15 protein-coding genes and 11 pseudogenes are annotated in these 16,670 nt (G+C 70.9%); 20 read left to right on the plus strand and 6 right to left on the minus strand.

Annotation, left to right across the window (positions count from 1 at the left end):
* Positions 1-33 precede the first annotated feature (33 nt).
* Together LP418_RS24925 and LP418_RS24930 are read right to left on the minus strand one after the other, a co-directional pair.
* Positions 34-1,248, minus strand: coding sequence for an amino acid deaminase/aldolase (locus LP418_RS24925; RefSeq protein ID WP_257954092.1), 1,215 nt, complete (start codon positions 1,246-1,248; stop codon positions 34-36).
* On the minus strand, positions 1,245-1,685 hold the full coding sequence (locus tag LP418_RS24930; RefSeq protein ID WP_257954093.1) for a hypothetical protein: 441 nt from the start codon (positions 1,683-1,685) through the stop codon (positions 1,245-1,247). Before LP418_RS24930 ends, LP418_RS24925 begins: the two co-directional genes overlap by 4 nt.
* Positions 1,686-1,718: 33 nt before the next feature.
* Between LP418_RS24930 and LP418_RS24935 the strand changes: the two genes are divergently transcribed.
* Both LP418_RS24935 and LP418_RS24940 read left to right on the plus strand, forming a co-directional pair.
* Positions 1,719-1,934 (plus strand): hypothetical protein, encoded by a 216-nt coding sequence (locus tag LP418_RS24935; RefSeq protein ID WP_257954094.1) that lies wholly within the window; start codon positions 1,719-1,721, stop codon positions 1,932-1,934.
* Complete coding sequence (locus LP418_RS24940) at positions 1,879-3,126, plus strand: SseB family protein (RefSeq protein ID WP_257954095.1); 1,248 nt, start codon at positions 1,879-1,881, stop codon at positions 3,124-3,126. The genes LP418_RS24935 and LP418_RS24940 overlap by 56 nt, the downstream gene beginning before the upstream one ends.
* 118 nt (positions 3,127-3,244) lie before the next feature.
* Here the strand turns inward: LP418_RS24940 and LP418_RS24945 are convergent, their stop codons facing one another.
* A complete protein-coding gene (locus tag LP418_RS24945; RefSeq protein ID WP_257957282.1) occupies positions 3,245-3,487 on the minus strand; it encodes a hypothetical protein in 243 nt (80 codons plus the stop codon).
* Between LP418_RS24945 and infC the strand changes: the two genes are divergently transcribed.
* The 8 genes and pseudogenes from infC to LP418_RS24980 form a co-directional block, all read left to right on the plus strand.
* A complete protein-coding gene (infC, locus tag LP418_RS24950; protein WP_257957182.1) occupies positions 3,401-3,805 on the plus strand; it encodes a translation initiation factor IF-3 in 405 nt (134 codons plus the stop codon). The two genes, LP418_RS24945 and infC, sit on opposite strands and share 87 nt — an antisense overlap.
* Positions 3,778-4,056: a translation initiation factor IF-3 C-terminal domain-containing protein gene (locus LP418_RS24955; RefSeq protein WP_257954096.1), complete on the plus strand. Its 279-nt coding sequence runs from the start codon at positions 3,778-3,780 to the stop codon at positions 4,054-4,056. Before infC ends, LP418_RS24955 begins: the two co-directional genes overlap by 28 nt.
* Positions 4,057-4,110: 54 nt before the next feature.
* Entirely contained in the window at positions 4,111-4,305 is a 195-nt protein-coding gene (rpmI, locus tag LP418_RS24960; RefSeq protein ID WP_257954097.1) for a 50S ribosomal protein L35, read from the plus strand.
* A gap of 57 nt (positions 4,306-4,362) precedes the next feature.
* Positions 4,363-4,747 (plus strand): annotated as a pseudogene (gene rplT, locus LP418_RS24965) (50S ribosomal protein L20).
* A gap of 52 nt (positions 4,748-4,799) precedes the next feature.
* Positions 4,800-5,078 carry a hypothetical protein gene (locus LP418_RS31535; protein WP_336275809.1) on the plus strand — a complete coding sequence of 93 codons (279 nt, stop codon included), beginning with the start codon at positions 4,800-4,802 and terminating at the stop codon, positions 5,076-5,078.
* Positions 5,079-5,163: 85 nt separating this feature from the next.
* Positions 5,164-5,571, plus strand: a complete 408-nt coding sequence (locus LP418_RS31540) for a TrmH family RNA methyltransferase (protein ID WP_336275810.1) — start codon at positions 5,164-5,166, stop codon at positions 5,569-5,571.
* A gap of 116 nt (positions 5,572-5,687) precedes the next feature.
* Positions 5,688-5,954 carry a DUF4031 domain-containing protein gene (locus tag LP418_RS24975; RefSeq protein WP_257954098.1) on the plus strand — a complete coding sequence of 89 codons (267 nt, stop codon included), beginning with the start codon at positions 5,688-5,690 and terminating at the stop codon, positions 5,952-5,954.
* 88 nt (positions 5,955-6,042) lie between these two features.
* Positions 6,043-6,885, plus strand: a pseudogene (locus LP418_RS24980) (sensor histidine kinase); the annotation flags it as partial.
* 172 nt (positions 6,886-7,057) lie between these two features.
* Here the strand turns inward: LP418_RS24980 and LP418_RS24985 are convergent.
* Positions 7,058-7,690 carry a LysE family translocator gene (locus tag LP418_RS24985; protein WP_257954099.1) on the minus strand — a complete coding sequence of 211 codons (633 nt, stop codon included), beginning with the start codon at positions 7,688-7,690 and terminating at the stop codon, positions 7,058-7,060.
* Positions 7,691-7,974: 284 nt separating this feature from the next.
* On the opposite strand from LP418_RS24985, the pseudogene LP418_RS24990 reads away from it, so the two are divergent.
* From LP418_RS24990 to LP418_RS31555, 10 genes and pseudogenes are all read left to right on the plus strand, one after another.
* A pseudogene (locus LP418_RS24990) lies at positions 7,975-8,169 on the plus strand (response regulator); the annotation flags it as partial.
* Between the two features lie 601 nt (positions 8,170-8,770).
* Positions 8,771-9,106: pseudogene (locus LP418_RS34555) on the plus strand (histidine kinase dimerization/phospho-acceptor domain-containing protein); the annotation flags it as partial.
* Positions 9,107-9,315: 209 nt separating this feature from the next.
* Positions 9,316-9,822: pseudogene (locus tag LP418_RS34560) on the plus strand (ATP-binding protein); the annotation flags it as partial.
* A 279-nt stretch (positions 9,823-10,101) separates the two neighbouring features.
* A pseudogene (locus tag LP418_RS34565) lies at positions 10,102-10,290 on the plus strand (DUF4153 domain-containing protein); the annotation flags it as partial.
* A gap of 121 nt (positions 10,291-10,411) precedes the next feature.
* Positions 10,412-10,753: pseudogene (locus tag LP418_RS25010) on the plus strand (DUF4153 domain-containing protein); the annotation flags it as partial.
* Positions 10,754-10,864: 111 nt separating this feature from the next.
* Entirely contained in the window at positions 10,865-11,221 is a 357-nt protein-coding gene (locus LP418_RS25015; protein ID WP_257954103.1) for a DUF4173 domain-containing protein, read from the plus strand.
* A gap of 180 nt (positions 11,222-11,401) precedes the next feature.
* A pseudogene (gene pheS, locus LP418_RS25020) lies at positions 11,402-12,498 on the plus strand (phenylalanine--tRNA ligase subunit alpha).
* 86 nt (positions 12,499-12,584) lie between these two features.
* Positions 12,585-13,877 (plus strand): annotated as a pseudogene (locus tag LP418_RS31545) (phenylalanine--tRNA ligase subunit beta); the annotation flags it as partial.
* A 76-nt stretch (positions 13,878-13,953) separates the two neighbouring features.
* Positions 13,954-14,778, plus strand: a pseudogene (locus LP418_RS31550) (phenylalanine--tRNA ligase subunit beta); the annotation flags it as partial.
* A complete protein-coding gene (locus LP418_RS31555) occupies positions 14,711-14,983 on the plus strand; it encodes a hypothetical protein (RefSeq protein ID WP_442940323.1) in 273 nt (90 codons plus the stop codon). The pseudogene LP418_RS31550 and the gene LP418_RS31555, both read left to right, overlap by 68 nt.
* Before the next feature lie 342 nt (positions 14,984-15,325).
* Here LP418_RS31555 and LP418_RS34570 read toward each other — a convergent pair.
* Both LP418_RS34570 and LP418_RS25035 read right to left on the minus strand, forming a co-directional pair.
* A pseudogene (locus tag LP418_RS34570) lies at positions 15,326-15,841 on the minus strand (maleylpyruvate isomerase family mycothiol-dependent enzyme); the annotation flags it as partial.
* A complete protein-coding gene (locus LP418_RS25035) occupies positions 15,838-16,665 on the minus strand; it encodes a maleylpyruvate isomerase N-terminal domain-containing protein (RefSeq protein WP_257954104.1) in 828 nt (275 codons plus the stop codon). The gene LP418_RS25035 and the pseudogene LP418_RS34570, both read right to left, overlap by 4 nt.
* Between the last annotated feature and the right edge of the window lie 5 nt (positions 16,666-16,670).

Consider the following 16,670-nt stretch of genomic DNA (forward strand, 5'->3'; position numbering starts at 1 on the left):
GGGGCGTGGGTGAGGACGGCGGCGGCCCAGTCCTCAGAAGACATGGCCGAGACCGCGATAGCTCCGCACGGTCTCGACGATCTCCTCGCCGGAGACCGGGTGGACGTGGGTGACGTGCTCGAACAGCTCGCCTGACTTGGCGTGCCGGAACCACACGAGGTCGCCGATCGAGAGCATCGCGGCCGGGTGTCCGGTCAACGGGGTCTGGACCTCGCCGGCACCCTCGAGACCGAGCAGGTGCAGTCCCGGCGGTGCCCGGGGAATAGGCAAACGGTCGTCGCCGGCCGGCCCCGAGGCGACCAGACCGCCACCGTGCACCGTGGCGAGAGTCGGCGAGGGCTTGCGGCTCACGCGCAGGCCGAAGTAGGCCGCCGGGCGAGGGGAGAAGGACTGGTAGTGGTCGAAGAGGCCCGGCACCAGCAGCCCGGACCCGGCGGCCACCTCGGTGACCGCGGAGTCTGCGACGGTGGACTCGACCGAGCCTGAACCGCCCGCGTTCCAGAACTCCGGGTCGACGATCGGGGCGAGCGCGTCGGCGATCGCGCGGCGGCGTACGTCCAGCTGGGCCACCGATGCCTGCTTGAGCCGCCGGACGACCAGCGACTCGGCACGCTGCGACGGCACGTCGTCGGGTACGCCGGCGACCCGGCCCTCGTAGGTCATCACCCCGACCAGCCGGAATCCGTCGCGGGCCACGACCGCTCGGGCCGGGGCGGCGATGGTGGAGGCGTCGTACAGCGGGGACCGCTTGGGCCCGACGTGCTGGTTGCCGAGCTTCAGCCCGGCGTCGATGTCGAGGGCGACCCGGACCTGCACAGCCTTGGACGAGCGGACCGAGTCGATGACGTCGAGGTGGGCCACGTCGTCGACCATCAGCGTCACCGCGCCGGCAGCGGCAGGTGAGGCCACCGGGTCCGTCAGGGCAGCCCGGTCGACGCAGGGGTAGGCGACCACGAGGTCGTCGGTGATGCCCAGCTCGTGCAGCACGAGCGCCTCGCGCAGGGTGTAGGCCAGCACGCCCTCGAAGCCGGGAGTCGCAAGCGCCCGCGAGATCAGGGCCGGCACGCGCAGCGACTTGGACGCAACTCGGATCGGCTTGCCGGCGGCCCTGCGAGCGAGATCCGTGGCGTTGGCGTCGAAGGCATCGAGGTCGATGACCGCGATCGGGGTCGGCAGGTGGTCGGGGTGCGCGGCAACCGCGGCATTGAGGCGGGCCCAGAGGCGGTTGCGAGCGACGAAGTCCGTCACGTGATCCCGCGCCGCTTCAAGATGGCCTCGATGTCGGCCAAGTCGTCATCCACGGCAGGTCCGGACGCGGGCGCGCGGGTCGACTGTGCCTCGGGAAGCGGTGGCTTCGGGGCAGCGGTGCCGTCCCGGACCCGGCCCAGCTGGCGGTCGCGGAGGTAGCCGGAGATGAAGATCAGGACGACGCCGAAGCCGGCCAGCCCGATGCCGGTCCAGGTGATCGGGTTGAAGACCAGCCCGGTGGCCCAGTCGGTGACCGACCCGGCGATCTCGGTGAACATCTCCAGCGTCCCGGTCAACCACGCGGCGACCGGCAACGTGGTGAAGCCGAGTGCCCGCATCGCAGCGATGGCGCCGCGCCGCCGGTAGGACACGTAGGTCCACACCAGCCCCAGCAGGGTCAGGGTCGCGGCGAGCGCCGCCCAGTGTGCCTCGTCCACGACTCCAGACTGGCACAGTGGACAATGGGTGCCGTGGAGCGACTCATCCCTGACCCCGGATTCGCGGGAGACACCGGCGACGCCGACTCTGCCTTGGCGGCCGAGCTGGCGGCCTACGCACGACACGAGTCGAGCCACGGCGACGTGCTGCTCGCTCTCCAGGACTGCGCGGCTGCTGGTCCCGGTGGTCGCGATGCTGGGGGAGGTGGAGTACGACGAACGCGGACTCGCCCACGACAAGACCAGTGACATGGCCGCCGTGCTGATGCGCGGCGCCGACGGACGGCTTGCGCTGCTCGCCTTCACGTCCACCGAGACGCTGGCGAGGTGGAACCCCGAAGCCCGCCCCGTGCCGGTCGTGGCGAAGCTCGCCGCGCAGTCGGCCGTGCAGGAGGACGCGGCGGCGTTGGTCGTCGACATCGCAGGACCGACCACCTTCGTGGTCGAGGGCGACGACGTGCGCGCTGGCAGCCGGATATCGGCTGGCCCGGGTGGGGGACCACACGGCTTGGTTGGCGGTCCCATGACCTTCGCCGAGAACTCGGCGTCATCGACTCGGTGGACCACCGAGCCATTCCTCGAAGAGCTCCGGGCATGGATCGAGTCCAGCGTCGGCCGGGTCCGCACGCTAGAGCAGGCCAAGCTGCGCGCGTGGGCAGGCGTCTGGCGGGTCACGACCGTGGACGGCGTCTTCTACGCCAAGCAGAACACCGACGGCCGGGCCTTCGAGGCGGCACTGGTCGCCGAGCTGGCGGCGCTGGCACCCGGTCACGTGGTCCCGGTCGCGGCCGTGGACCGCGAGCGCGGGCTGCTGCTCACGGTCGACCGGGGCACGGTGTTTGCCGAGACGGTTGCCGACGACGACCCGGACGCCCGGATCCGGCTGGTGACGCGGGCAATGGAGCTGGCCGGGATCGTTGCTCCCGCGATGCCCGTGCTGGTGACCGCCGGGCTGTCGGAGGCTCCGGGGCACCCGAGCGTCGCCGCGGAGATTGAGCAGGTCGACGCACTCGGACTCCCGATCTCGATCAGCCACAACGACCTGCACGGCCACAACGCGTTCGACACCCCCGGCGGCCTGCGCTTCTTCGACTTCGCCGACTCGGTCGCCGCCAACCCGCTGTCCGGGCTGCTCGTCCCGCTCAACGAGATCGCCTACTTCCTCGGCGAGCCGCCACCCGACGACGCGCGCCTGCGCCGGGTCGCCGACGCGGCGCTCGAGGTCTGGTCCGACGTGGTGCCGATCGACGAGCTGCGCGCCGCACTGCCCGCCGCCCTGCGACTGGGCCGCCTCGGGCGGGCAGAGTCCCGGCGCCGTGCAGGCGGAAACACTCGCGCCGCAGGACCGGGCCGAATACGCCAACCACCACCGGGTGTGGATCGACATGCTGCCCGATCCGTCGCCCGTGCACTTCTGAGGATTGGTGGGGGACCGGAATGATCGGCTAACCTTCTTTGTTGACCGATCAGTCCCGCTTGCGGGATCGATCCACCAAGCGGAGACAGCACGTTCGTCCCCCACCCGCATCGACCAGCAGGTCGTCGGGTTCCGGTCCGGATCAGGCGCACAGATTTCTTGTGGGCGTGACGCTGGCTTCCGCTTGGGCAAAGCGGGAGCCATTGTTCATTTCCGGGCCAATGTCCTCCGTGAGGGTCCACCACCACCCCAAATCACTGGAGGACACATCAGCACCGAGCTGCGAATCAACGAGCGGATCCACGTTCCCGAGGTCCGGCTTGTCGGACCCAATGGCGAGACCGTCGGCATCGTGCCGACCGATCAGGCGTTGAAGCTTGCCCAAGAGGCAGACCTTGACCCGGTCGAGATCGCTCCCCGGGGCCGGCCGCCTGTCTGCAAGCTCATGGACTACGGCAAGTTCAAGTACGAGAACGCCCAGAAGGCTCATGAGGCCCGTCGGAACCAGACGAACGTCATCATCAAGGAGATGAAGCTTCGTCCCAAGATCGACGCGCACGACTACGAGACCAAGAAGGGCCACGTCGTCCGCTTCCTGAAGGCCGGCGACAAGGTCAAGATCACGATCATGTTCCGCGGCCGCGAGAGCAGCACCGTCCCGAGCTCGGGTTCCGGTTGCTGCAGAAGCTGGCCGAGGACGTGACGGAGCTGGGCTTCATCGAGTCCTCGCCCAAGCAGGACGGCCGCAACATGATCATGGTGCTCGGCCCGCACAAGAAGAAGGCCGACGCCAAGATCGACGCCGCCGCCGCCAAGGAAGAAAAGATGGCAGAGCGCGCCGCGATGGTGGCAGCCGAGGACGCCGAGCGCGAAGCAGCCCACGCTGCCGGCCCGGTGGCCGCCAAGAAAGAGCGCGGGCGCTCCGAGAACCTCGACGACGACATCGAAGCCTGACCTCTCCGGTCAGCACGTCGTCCCCCAGACATCACAGATCAGAGGAGTAGAGATATGCCGAAGAACAAGACGCATTCCGGTGCCAGCAAGCGCTTCCGCGTGACCGGCTCGGGCAAGATCCTTCGCGAGAAGGCTGGCAAGCGCCACAACCTCGAGAAGAAGCCCTCCAAGGTCACCCGTCGTCTGACGGGCACCGTCGAGGTTGCCAAGGCCGACGTCCCGCGTGCCAAGAAGATGCTGGGTCTCTGAGTCTTCCGACTCGTTCCCACTCGCACCCACCTCAGTTTTTGAACAAGGAGTAATGAAATGGCACGCGTCAAGCGGGCGGTAAACGCCCAGAAGAAGCGCCGGGTTGTCCTCGAGCGCGCCTCCGGCTACCGGGGTCAGCGCTCGCGCCTGTACCGCAAGGCCAAGGAGCAGGTCACCCACTCGCTGGTCTACAGCTACAACGACCGCCGCAAGAACAAGGGCAACTTCCGCAAGCTGTGGATCCAGCGCATCAACGCCGCCGCGTGCGCAGGGCATGACCTACAACCGCTTCATCCGGGGCCTCAACCCGGCCGGCATCGAGGTCGACCGCAAGATCCTCGCCGAGCTCGCCGTCAACGACATCGCCGCGTTCAACACGCTGGTCGACGCTGCCAAGGCCGCGCTGCCCGAGGACGTCAACGCGCCCAAGGTCGACGCCTGAGCATGAGCACCCCCTGACTGCGGGCAATGCTCGCGTCAAGGAAGCTCGCAAGTTGAGCCGCCGTTCGGTCCGATCCGAACGGCGGCTCTTCCCTGCCGACGGCCCGAAGGCCGTCGAGGGCGCCCTGCGCCTGCCCGACTGCGTGGTCGAGGTCTTCGCCACGCCTGCGGCGTCCGAGTCGTACGCCGACGTGCTGGCCTCCGCCCGGTTGGTGACTCTCGTCGACGACCGGGCGCTCGCGTCGCTGTCCGACGCCGTCAGCCCGGCCGGCGTCGTGGCGCTGTGCCGCCACCTCGACGTACCCCCGGGACACGCTGCTCGCGGAGGTTGAGGTAGGCGCTCTGGCGCCTGTCACGAAACCCCCGGCCCTCCTCGTCATCTGCGCCGACGTCCGCGACCCCGGCAACGCCGGCACCGTGATCCGCACCGCTGATGCGGCGGGCGCGGTCGGTGTGGTGCTCGCCGGCCAGTCGGTCGACGTCTACAACCCCAAGACCGTGCGCGCCAGCGTAGGCAGTGTCTTCCACCTGCCGATCGCCCTCGAGCCCGATCCGGCGGCCGCGGTGGCCGCCGCGCGTGCGGCGGGCTTCACCGTCTCGGCCGCCGACGGCGCCGGCGACGTCGACCTGTTCGAGGCCGACCTGACCGGCCCGACCGCCCGGTTGTTCGGCAACGAGGCTTGGGGTCTCCCCGACGACCCGGCGGCCCCGGCCGATCACCGGGTCGCGATCCCGATCCATGGCCGGGCCGAGAGCCTCAACCTCTCCACGGCAGCGGCCGTGTGCCTCTTCGCCAGCGCCGGGGCGCAACGCTCCGGGCGCTGAGTCACTAGACTCCCGCGGGAGCACGGACTCCTTGACCGGCTCGTCTCCGGGGGCCCGATGGGAGTGCACAGGCGGCAAGCGGTCGACCTGCCGATCGTCTCGGGGGTCCCCGCGCGATGATCCTGATCGATCCGCCGGCCGTCGAGCGGTGGGGCCGCGTGTGGTCGCACCTCGCGAGCGACGAGTCCCTCGAGGAGCTGCACACGTTCGCCCGCGACGTCGGCGTACCCGACCGTGGCTTCGATCGCGACCACTACGACGTTCCTTCCGAGTGGTACGCCGCCATGCTGGCCGCCGGCGCCCGGGCCGTCAGCTCCCGCGAGCTCGTCACCCGGCTGCGCCGTGCGGGCCTGCGCCGTCCCAAGGCAGCCGAGCCCGACTAGGGTGACGCCCGTGTCCCGCATCGAGTCGAGGCCCACGCGGTTGCGGTCGCTGGCCGACCTGCACCCTGACGGCATCGTGGGCGCCACGATGGTGGGTTCCGGCGACACGCCCCAGATCACCTTCGTCAACGACCACGCGGCCCGGCTGCTCGGCACCACCACCGAGGCCGCGACGGGGGCGCGCATCGAAGCGGTCCTCAGGCTGCAGGACCAGGGACGGCCGCAACTGGTGGCAGGTCAACCGGCCGGACCAGAGCCTGTCCACCCGCACCGCCATCCCCGAGCAGTCGTGGCTGAACACCGACGGCGAGGAGGTGCTGACCACCGCGCGCTGGTCCGCGACCGACCCCTTGCTCCGGTCATCGGCATCGTGATCGGAATCCGGAGCGGGCGCGGCCGGGCCCGCCTCGACCGGGAGCGGTCCGACCTCGTCGCCACCGTCGCGCACGAGCTGCGCTCCCCGCTGACCGGCGTCAAGGGCTTCGTCCGGGCACTGTTGAACCGGTGGGACAAGCTCAACGACGACCAGCGCAAGCTGATGCTCGAGACGGTCAACGCCGATGCCGACCGCCTCGTCCGCCTCATCGCCGAGCTGCTCGACGTGGCCCGCATCGACACCGGGCGACTGCCGCTCTATCCCCGTCAGTCCGACGCTGTCGCGCTCGTGCGGCGGGTCGTCAACTCGGTCGGTGCCGGGACCAGCCGCGCCATCGAGCTGGCGGCGCCCGATGACCTGCCGGAGATCTTCGCCGACCCCGACAAGTTCACCCGGGTCGTCACCAACCCGGTGGAGAACGCCGTGCGGCACGGCCGGGGACTCGTGCAGGTCACGTTGTCCGAGCTGCCCGCCGACGGAGCCTTCACCGGGGTGCGGATCCATGTCGACGACGAGGGCGACGGCATCCCCAAGGAGATGCGCAACCGCATCTTCACGAAGTTCTGGAAGCACGGCGCCAGCGGCGGCTCCGGCCTCGGCATGTACATCGTCGGCGGGCTCACCCCGCGCCCACGGCGGCGCTGTCGTGGTGACCGATGCGCCGAAGGTCGGCGCGCGTGGTGGTCGACTGGCCGTCCGAGGACCTGCGACCGGGCTGAGTCGCTGGTCAGTCCGTCGCGGCCGGGGTCGCGCCGAGCCCGATCATCATCACGCCACCGGTGGCACCCATGGCGTCCGGGCGCTGCGGTTTGCGCGCGAACCAGTCGCAGGCGCGGCTGGCCGCCAGCGCCCACACCGAGTCGGACGCCACGGCCATCACCGCGAAGAGGACGCCGAGGAGGGCGATCTGTGCGCCGACGTGACCGGCGGCCGCGTTGGTGAACTGCGGCAGGAACGCCACGAAGAAGACGATGGTCTTGGGGTTGGTGGCGCCGACGACGAAACCGGTCCGCAGGGCCGCGCTCGTCCGCTCCGGCAGACGGCCGCCGAGCTCGAGGGCCGCGCGTGCGTCGCCCCGGTGCCTGATCGCCCGGATACCGAGCCACACGACCCAGCCGGCACCGACGATCTTGAGCACGGTGTACGCCGCCGCGCTGGCCGCCACGATCGCACCCAGTCCGAGCGCCACGGCGACGATCTGGGCGAGGAGCCCCAGTGCGTTGCCCAGCACCGAGAGCAGGGCAGCGCGACGACCCACCGTGAGCGCCCGGCCGATCGTGAACAGCAGGCTCGGGCCCGGGACCCGGATGAAGAGGATCGAGGCGAGCGCGAAGGCGAGCAGCTGGCTGGTGGTGGGCACCTCCCAAGGGTAGGGCCGCGGTCGCCGTACGAGAACTCGATTTCGGCGGGGGATCTGCACAGAACCTTCACGAGTCGTCCCCGTCTCCTGCGCAGTCACGCTCCTAAGGTCAGAGCATGAGCGAGCGCAGCGAGGGAATCAATCAGCACAGGGCGTCGGGTGCCTCATGCGCGCACGGAGCGAAGCGAGTACGTGCATGAGCAAGCAACACGTCTTGGTCGTCGAGGACGACCGGGTCATCAACGACCAGGGTGACCGAGCGGCTGCGCGCCGAGGGATACGAGGTGACGCAGGCCTTCGACGGCCCGTCGGCGGTGGCGCTCGCGGCCGCGAGCGCGCCGGCCGTGGTGCTGCTCGACGTGATGCTGCCCGGCTTCGACGGCCACGAGGTGTGCCGGCGCATCCAGTCCGAGCGGCCGGTTCCGGTGCTGATGCTCACCGCACGCGACGACGAGGCCGACATCCCGGTCGGGCTCGGGGTCGGAGCCGACGACTACCTCACCAAGCCGTTCCGGATGCGCGAGGTCGTGGCCCGGGTGGGCGCCCTGCTGCGGCGGGTGGAACGCGCCGCCGAGCTGGCCGCGACCACCGATCGGGCACCGCTGGTCCAGGGGCGCGCTCAGTGTCGATCCGGGCCGTCGGCGTACGACCATCGGGGACGTCGAGGTGCACCTGACCCCGACGGAGTTCGACCTGCTGGTCTGCCCGGCCCGCGAGTCCGGCCGGGTGCTCACGCGCGAGCGGGCTGCTCGCCGACGTGTGGGGATGGGGCGAGGCGACGCTCAGCGGCGTCGCGACCCGAACGGTGGACAGCCACGTCAAGGCGCTGCGCCACAAGCTCGGCGCGGGCTGGATCCGCACCGTGCACGGCGTCGGCTACGCGCTCGAGGTGCCCGCGTGAAGACCCTGCTCGACGCCGCCACCAGCATCAAGGTCAAGCTCGGCGCACTCGTGGCGATCTCCGTGATCGTGGTCGCCCTGCTGGCCACGCTCGGCTCGTCCGCCGGTGTGCCTGTGTGGCTGACGCTCCCGGTGGCCGTGCTGCTCACGCTGGGGGTGACGCAGCTGCTGGCGGCCGGGATGGTGTCGCCGCTGCGGTCCATGACCGAGGTCGCCCAGCAGATGGCGCGCGGCGACTACACCGGTCGTGTGCGCACCACGTCGACCGACGAGGTCGGTCGACTGGCCGCGGTCTTCAACCAGATGGCGGGCGACCCGGCCGTGGTCGAGGCCGAGCGCCGCGACCTGATCGCCACCGTGTCGCACGAGCTGCGCACGCCGCTGGCCGCCATGATCGCCGTGCTCGAGAACCTCGCCGACGGTGTCGTGCCCGCGGACGCGGAGCACCTCGACGGTGCTCTCGCGCAGGCCGAGCGCCTCCGCCGGCTCGTCACCGACCTGCTCGAGCTCTCGCGCCTCGAGGCCGGCGTCACTCGACTCCAGCCCACTGCCGTGCCGGTGCGCGCTCTCGTCGCCGACTGCATCGCCGAGGTCGCCGCCGCCGGGCGCACGGGGGGAGTTCGACCTCGAGATCCCCGACGACCTGGTCGTCCGGGTCGACGAGGCCGAGGCTGCGACAGCTCCCGGTCAACGTCGTCGACAACGCGGCTCGCCACGCTCCGGCCGGATCGCCGGTCAACATCTCCTCAGCGAGTACGCCGACGGGCTGGTGGCTCACGGTCGCCGACCGCGGCCCCGGGGTGGCCGAGTCCGACCGCGAACGCGTCTTCCAGCGTTTCGGCACCGACGCCACCGGCGGCGGCACCGGGCTCGGCCCGGCCGTGGCCCGCTGGGTGGCCCAGCTGCACGGCGGCACGCTCCGCTTCACCGACCCCACTCCCGGGCACACCGGGGCCCTGCTCCGGCTCGAGCTCCCGCACCTGACGACTGCCCACGACCCGAAGACCTCGCCGCCCCGGGGAGGCCGCCATGACTGCTCCGACCCCGCCGCCCGCTCCGCAGGCGCCACCCGCGCCGGTCAGCTACACACCGCTGGCGCCGGGAGCCCGTGGCTCCGTCCCCCGGGATGGACTCCCTCTTCGGCACCTTCTGGCCCGAACGGCCCGGCCTCGCCGGCCTGCGGGTCGTCGTGGCATGCGCCCCGGTCGGAGTTCTGGCCGGAGCGACGATGACCTTCACCGCGCCCGGGCTGTCATGGGTGCTCGTGCTTCTGGGCGCCGGCACGGCGGCGTACCTCACGGCGCGGCTGCGCAGCAACCCGTTCACCATCGCGTGCACGGTCCTCGCGGCGCTGCTCGTGCTACCGCTGATGCTGCTGGACGCCGAGGGCATCGCGCTGCTGGGTGTGTTCGCCGCCGCGGGCGTGTTCCTGATCGGGGTGACCGGCGCCCGCACGCCGATCGGATTCTGCGCTGGCCGGCATCGCCCGGCCGCTCTCGTCACTGCGCGGTCTGCCGTGGTTCGGCCGCGCGCTCCGGGTGGTCGGCACCGGCGGCCGCACGCCCGCGATCGTGCGGACCGTGGTCGTGTCCCTGATCGCCCTCGGCGTCTTCGGTGCGCTCTTCGCCTCGGCGGATGCGCTGTTCAAGACCCGGATCGACGTGCTGGTGCCGTCCCTGAGCTTCAACGACCCGGTCACGCGCGTCTTCGTCGGCTGCCTCGTCTTCGCCGTCACCCTCGGCGCCGCCTACCTCGCCCTCAACCCCGCCCGGGTCGAGCCCATGCGCCGACCCGTCGACGCGCTGGGCAACCGGTTCGGAGTGGTTGATCCCGGTGTTGCTGGTCGACGCGGTCTTCCTGCTGTTCCCGGGTGCGCAGGCAACCGCCTTCTTCGGCGGGCACGACTACGTCGAGGAGACAACCAGCCTCACGTACGCCGACTACGTGCACCGGGGCTTCGGGCAGCTCACCTTCGCCACCGTGCTGACGTTGTTCGTCGTGTGGGCGGCCGCACGCAAGGTGAAGGACGAGCCGCTCGATCGGCTGTGGATGCGCGGTTCGCTCGGGTTGCTCTGCGCGCTGACCCCCGGTGGTCGTCGGGTCGGCGTTGCACCGGATGAACCTGTACCGGGGAGGCCTACGGCTTCACCACCCTGCGGCTGACGGTCGACGTCTTCGAGGGCTGGCTGGGTGTGGTGGTGTTGCTGGTGATGGTCGTCGGGGGACTCGGGTACGGCGGATGGTTGCCGCGACTGGCTCTCGTCACCGGCGCGGTTGCGGGTCCTCGGGTTGGCCTCGATCAACCCCGATGCCCGGGTCGCGGGGCGCAACATCGACCGCTACGAGGCGACCGACAACCTCGACCTCCACTACCTGCAGTCGTTGTCCTCCGATGCGGCCCCGGTGATCGCCGAGCGGCTGCCTGCCGATGTCGCGGCGTGCGCGCTGCGTGAACTGTCCTACGAGGACTTCGACTCCGGGCAGGAGCGGCGACCGCTGGACTGGAACCGCGGTCGATCGCGCGCCGAGGAGGCACTGGCCGACCCGGACATGGAGGCGACGCGCTTCGGCACCGAAGGGAACCCGTGCGACGCGATCATCGCCGCCTACATGGGCGACGACGCGGGGTAGAGTCCGGGACGTGAGCCCCAGTCAGCGATTTCTTCGCCCCGGACCCGCAGGGTGTCCGGGGGCCCGTCGATCTGCCTGATCGACCGTTGCGCTCCTGACGTCGCCGGGTCCGGGGAGAACCCCCGTCCGACCCACTTCTAGAATCGCGCCGTCAACACGATGCGCTGAGGAAAGGGAGCCATGTCCGGCCCCAACACTGACTACGACCCCGTCGAGGTCACCCCGCTCAAGGCTGAGGAAGTCGAGCGGATGCGCGACGAGGCGCTGGCCGCCATCACCGGTGCCGCCGACCTCGACGAGCTCAAGCAGGTCCGCCTCGACCACGCCGGCGACCGCTCGCCGATCGCGCTGGCCAACCGCGAGATCGGCGCGCTGCCGCCGCAGGCACGCAAGGAGGCCGGTGCCCGTGTGGGCCGGGCCCGAGGCGCGATCAACAAGGCGCTCGGCGAGCGCGGCGCCGTGCTCGAGGAGGAGCACGAGGCGCGCATGCTGGTCGAGGAGAGCGTCGACGTCACGCTCCCCACCGACCGCCGCAGCCGCGGCGCCCGGCACCCGATCACGACCTTCTCCGAGCGGCTCGCCGACATCTTCCCGGCCATGGGCTGGGATGTCGCCGAGGGCCCGTGGGTCGAGGCCGAGTGGCTCAACTTCGACGCCCTCAACATGGGCGCCGACCACCCCGCGCGCACGATGCAGGACACCTTCTGGCTCGAGCCGGCCGAGGCCGCGCTGGTGCTGCGCACCCACACCTCGCCCGTCCAGGGCGCGCACGATGCTGTCGCAGGAGCCGCCGATCTACGTCGTCTGCCCGGGCCGCGTCTACCGCACCGACGAGGTCGACGCGACGCACTCGCCGGTCTTCCACCAGATCGAGGGCCTCGTCGTCGACAAGGGCATCACCATGGCCCACCTCAAGGGCACGCTCGACCACATGACGACGGCGCTGTTCGGCGAGGGCATCACGACCCGCTTCCGTCCGTCCTACTTCCCGTTCACCGAGCCGTCCGCCGAGATGGACATGGTCTGCTTCGTCTGCCGCGGCGTCGACTCGGACAGCTGCCGCACCTGTCGCGGCGAGGGCTGGATCGAGCTCGGCGGTTGCGGCGTGGTCAACCCGCGTGCTGACCGCCTGCGGCATCGACCCGGAGGTCTACTCCGGGGTCGCGTTCGGCTTCGGCATCGACCGGATGCTGATGTTCCGCCACAACGTGACCGACCTGCGCGACGTCTTCGAGGGCGACGTCCGCTTCGCCAGTGCTTTCGGGACGGAGATCTGACATGAAGGCGCCACTGTCCCGGATTCTGGGAGTACGTCGACCTGCCGGCCGACGTCACGCTGAGCGTGCTCACCGACAAGCTGACGATGCTCGGGCTCAAGCTCGAGGCCATCACCAACCCGGCCGATGCGATCACCGGCCCGCTCGTGCTCGGTCGCGTGCTCACGGTCGAGAAGGAGCCGCAGAAGAACGGCAAGGTCATCAACTGGTGCTCCGTCGACGTCGGGGACGCCAACGGCACCGGGGAGCCGCAGGGCATCATCTGCGGCGCGCACAACTTCGTCGAGGGCGACCTCGTCGTGGTGTGCCTGCCCGGAGCCGTGCTCCCGGGTGACTTCGTCATCAGCGAGCGCAAGACCTACGGCCACCTGTCCGCCGGGATGATCTGTTCTGCCGCCGAGCTCGGTCTCGGCACCGATCACGACGGCATCATCGTGCTGCCCGCCGACGCGGGCGCGCCCGGCGACAACGCCTTCGACGTGCTCGGCATGGACGACCCGGTCATCGAGTTCGAGATCAACCCCGACCGGGCCTACGCCCTGTCCCTGCGCGGGATCGCTCGCGAGGCCGCGCTCGGCTTCGGCCTGCCGTTCGCCGACCCGGCGCTTCGGGAGACGCCTGCTGCCGATGGCGCCGGCTACCCGGTCGTGGTCGAGGACCCCGAGGCCTGCCCGGTCTTCGTGGCCCGCACGGTCAGCGGCTTCGACCCGACGACGCAGACGCCGGCGTGGATGACGACCCGCCTCGAGCAGGCCGGCATGCGCCCGATCAGCCTCGGCGTCGACATCTCCAACTACGTCATGCTCGAGCTCGGCCAGCCCAACCACTGCTACGACAAGGCGAAGCTGGCCGGTCCGATCACGGTGCGGCGTGCGGCGGCGGGGGAGCAGATCACCACCCTCGACAGCGCCGTGCGCAAGCTGACCGAGGTCGACCTGCTCATCACCGACGACAACGGCGCGATCGGCATCGCCGGCGTCATGGGTGGCGAGGACACCGAGCTGTCCGACACCACGACCGACATCGTCGTGGAGGCCGCGCACTTCGACGCGGTGACGATCTTCCGCGCCGGCAAGCGGCACAAGCTGCACTCCGAGGCGTCCAAGCGCTTCGAGCGCGGTGTCGACCCGCTGCTGCCGCAGGCCGCGGCCGACCGGGTCGTCGAGCTGCTCGTCGAGCTGGGTGGCGCCGTGTCGGACCCCGGCGTGACGCTGGTCGGCACGCCTCCCACGCCGGTCTCGATCACGATCCCGGTCGACCTGCCCGCCCGGATCAGCGGCATCGACATCTCGGCGGAGACCACGGTCGCCCACCTCGAAGCAGTGGGCTGCGCCGTCTCCGTCGCCGGCTCGACGCTCACCGCAATCGCTCCCTCGTGGCGCCCTGACATGACCGACCCCTACGACCCGGTCGAAGAGGTGGTCCGGATCGTCGGCTACGACCAAAGTGCCGTCGGTGCTGCCGCCGGCCCCGCCCGGTCGAGGTCGCACCGAGGCGCAGCGCCTGCGTCGCCGGGTCGGGCTCACGCTCGCCGGTGCCGGGCTGGTCGAGACGATCAGCTACCCCTTCGTCGGCGAGGCCGACTGGGATCGCCTCGACCTGACGGCGGACGACGATCGCCGTACGGCCCTGCGCATCGTCAACCCGCTCAACAACGAGGAGCCGCTGCTCGCCACCACGCTGCTGCCCGGCCTGTTGAAGGCCCCGGCCCGCAACGTCGGGCGCGGCAACAGCGACGTCGCCCTCTTCGAGACCAGCCCGGTGTTCGCACCGACGGGTGACGAGCGTGCTCCGATCCTCGGGGTCGACCGCCGGCCGACCGACGAGGAGTGGGCCAGCATCGAGAAGGCCGTGCCCAGCCAGCCGCTGCACCTCGCGATCGCGCTGACCGGTCACACCGAGGACGCCGGCTGGTGGGGCGAGGGGCGGGCCGCGTCCCGGTCCGACGCCATCGGTGTCATCCGCACGCTTGCCGACGAGCTCGGTGTCGAGCTCGAGGTCGCGTCCACGACCCGGGAGCCCCGGCACCCGGGCCGCTGCGCGGAGCTGCGGATCGGCGAGCGCGTCATCGGCCATGCGGGCGAGCTGCACCCGAAGGTGTGCAAGGCGTACAGCGTCCCGGCCCGGTCCGCAGTTGCCGAGATCGACCTCGACGCCCTGCTCGAGCACGCCACCGCGATCGTGACCGGTCCGGAGTTCTCGTCCTACCCGGTTGCGAAGGAGGACGTGGCGCTCGTCGTCGACGCGTCCGTCCCTGCCGCGGCGGTCGAGGCGGCCCTGCGAGAAGGAGCGGGGGAGCTGCTCGAGTCGATCCGGCTCTTCGACGTCTTCACCGGCGACCCGGGTCGGCGAGGGCAAGAAGTCGCTGGCCTACGCGCTGCGGTTCCGCGCCGCCGACCGGACCCTCAAGGAGGGCGAGGCGGCCGCAGCCCGCGACGCCGCCGTCGCGCTCGCAGCGGAGCGGACCGGCGCCGTCCAACGCTGACCTGACGAGATGGCGGTGGTCCGCAGTCACCCGGTGACTGCGGACCACCGCCATCTTCAGGTGATGGGGTGCGACACGATCCCGCGGGAAGCGGTCGAGGATCGACCGGTCGCCGGCGATCGACAGCTCGCTGTCGTCACCTCGGTGCCACAACCGGGCATCAAGGGCTGCCGCCGGCCCGTCGATCACCGCGTCGGGCTCGACGTCGTCGGGCGCCTCGACGAGGTGGAAGTCCTGCTCCCCGGAGATCACGTCACCGCTGTCGGGGTCGGTGCCGCTGAAGAGGCCGAACTGTGCCCAGAGCTCGTCACCCGTGTCGGTGCAGTCGAGCCGGGCGTAGTGGGGGAGCGGCTCCCACGAACCCCATGGCGGGCAGCCGCCGAACATGACGCCGATCATCTCCGCGACGCCGTCGGCGGCGAGGTTGGCGTCCACCTCTGACAACGCACCAGCGGTCTGCTCGGCGTCGAGTCGGTGAATCAGCGCCTCGTGCGCCTGCCGGCGCAGGATGAACCCGACCGTGTGGTCGTCCGACCACGTCCACGCCTCCTCCTTGACGTCGATGCCCTCGAGCGCGCCGACCGGGGCGGCGGACCAATCGTCGAAGGCGGCCAGCAGGGCGGCGTACGCCGCAGGCCGCTCGGGCTCGTCGGCCTCGTCCTTCTCGGCCGGGCGGTCAACGACGATGCCCGCCCAGAACCGCTGGACCTTGGCGAGGTGCCAGAGCAGGTCGGCCGCCGACCAGTCAGGGCAGGTGGGCACCCGCGCCTCCGGGTCACAGTCGGCGAGAACTGACCGGAAGCGAGCGGACTCGACACGGATGTGGTCGAGATAGGTCTCGGGGCTCAGGAGCGTCATGGCTTCAACCTAGGGTGAGAGACGGACACCGAGACACTTCTTTCAGCGCCCCCACCACCGTCGGCGGCCGACCGGTGCCACCTCGTGGCCCAGCGCGAGGCGCAGGGTCCGCAGGAGCGACGGGTCGCCGGACTCGGTGACCAGCGTGGCGTCGTGGGTCCGGGCGAAGAGCCGGGGGAGCAACGTGGCCGCGGGCGCGGAGACCTGAGCGCCCAATGGAGCCCGGGTCGGTGAGGCGCAGCGTGCCGTCGGCGTCGGCCTCCGCCACGAGCACGGTCCAGGGAGTCCCCGGTGTCGGTGGTGGTGAGCGAGACGCCGCGGGGCAGCCGGGCTGCCTGTTCGCCGTCGTCCGGGTGGGCGAGCTGCTGGGCGATGCCGTCCGCCGCGACGTCCGCGGGGATCGGGGTCATGGCCAGCCCGGCGGACTGCTCGGCGTCACGCGAGTGCACCACGGTCTCGAGAGCCATCAGCCCGGCCACTCGGATTGCCGGTGCCTGCGTGCCGAAGTAGCAGACGGGCTGGTCCGGTCCGACCTGTCGCAGGGCCTCGACCAGCTGGTGGTTCGTGACATCCAGCAGCTCGAGGCGATCAGCGTGGGCGGCCGGGGGCGAGACGCCGACGAAGCCCTCGTTGAAGTCGCTGGGACGGTTGATGACCAGCCAGCCCCAGATGTCGTTCATCTCGATCAGGTGGGTGAGGAGATCACCGGCTCGCCAGTCGGGGCAGCCGGGCACCGGTGCAGCGGGCTCGGCCCGCCTCAACGCTCCGACGACGCGCATCGTGTCGTGGGCGATCAGATCGAGATACTGGGGAAAGGCGAGCACGCTCG

The sequence above is a fragment of the Nocardioides sp. B-3 genome (genome assembly GCF_024703895.1).
Classification (GTDB): domain Bacteria; phylum Actinomycetota; class Actinomycetes; order Propionibacteriales; family Nocardioidaceae; genus Nocardioides.

What these genes read in the sequence shown, in the direction of transcription:
- LP418_RS24940 (WP_257954095.1), top strand. Translation starts at nt 1,879, where the DNA reads ATGCTGGGGGAGGTGGAGTACGACGAACGCGGACTCGCCCACGACAAG.
- rpmI (WP_257954097.1), top strand. Translation starts at nt 4,111, where the DNA reads ATGCCGAAGAACAAGACGCATTCCGGTGCCAGCAAGCGCTTCCGCGTG.
- LP418_RS24975 (WP_257954098.1), top strand. Translation starts at nt 5,688, where the DNA reads ATGATCCTGATCGATCCGCCGGCCGTCGAGCGGTGGGGCCGCGTGTGG.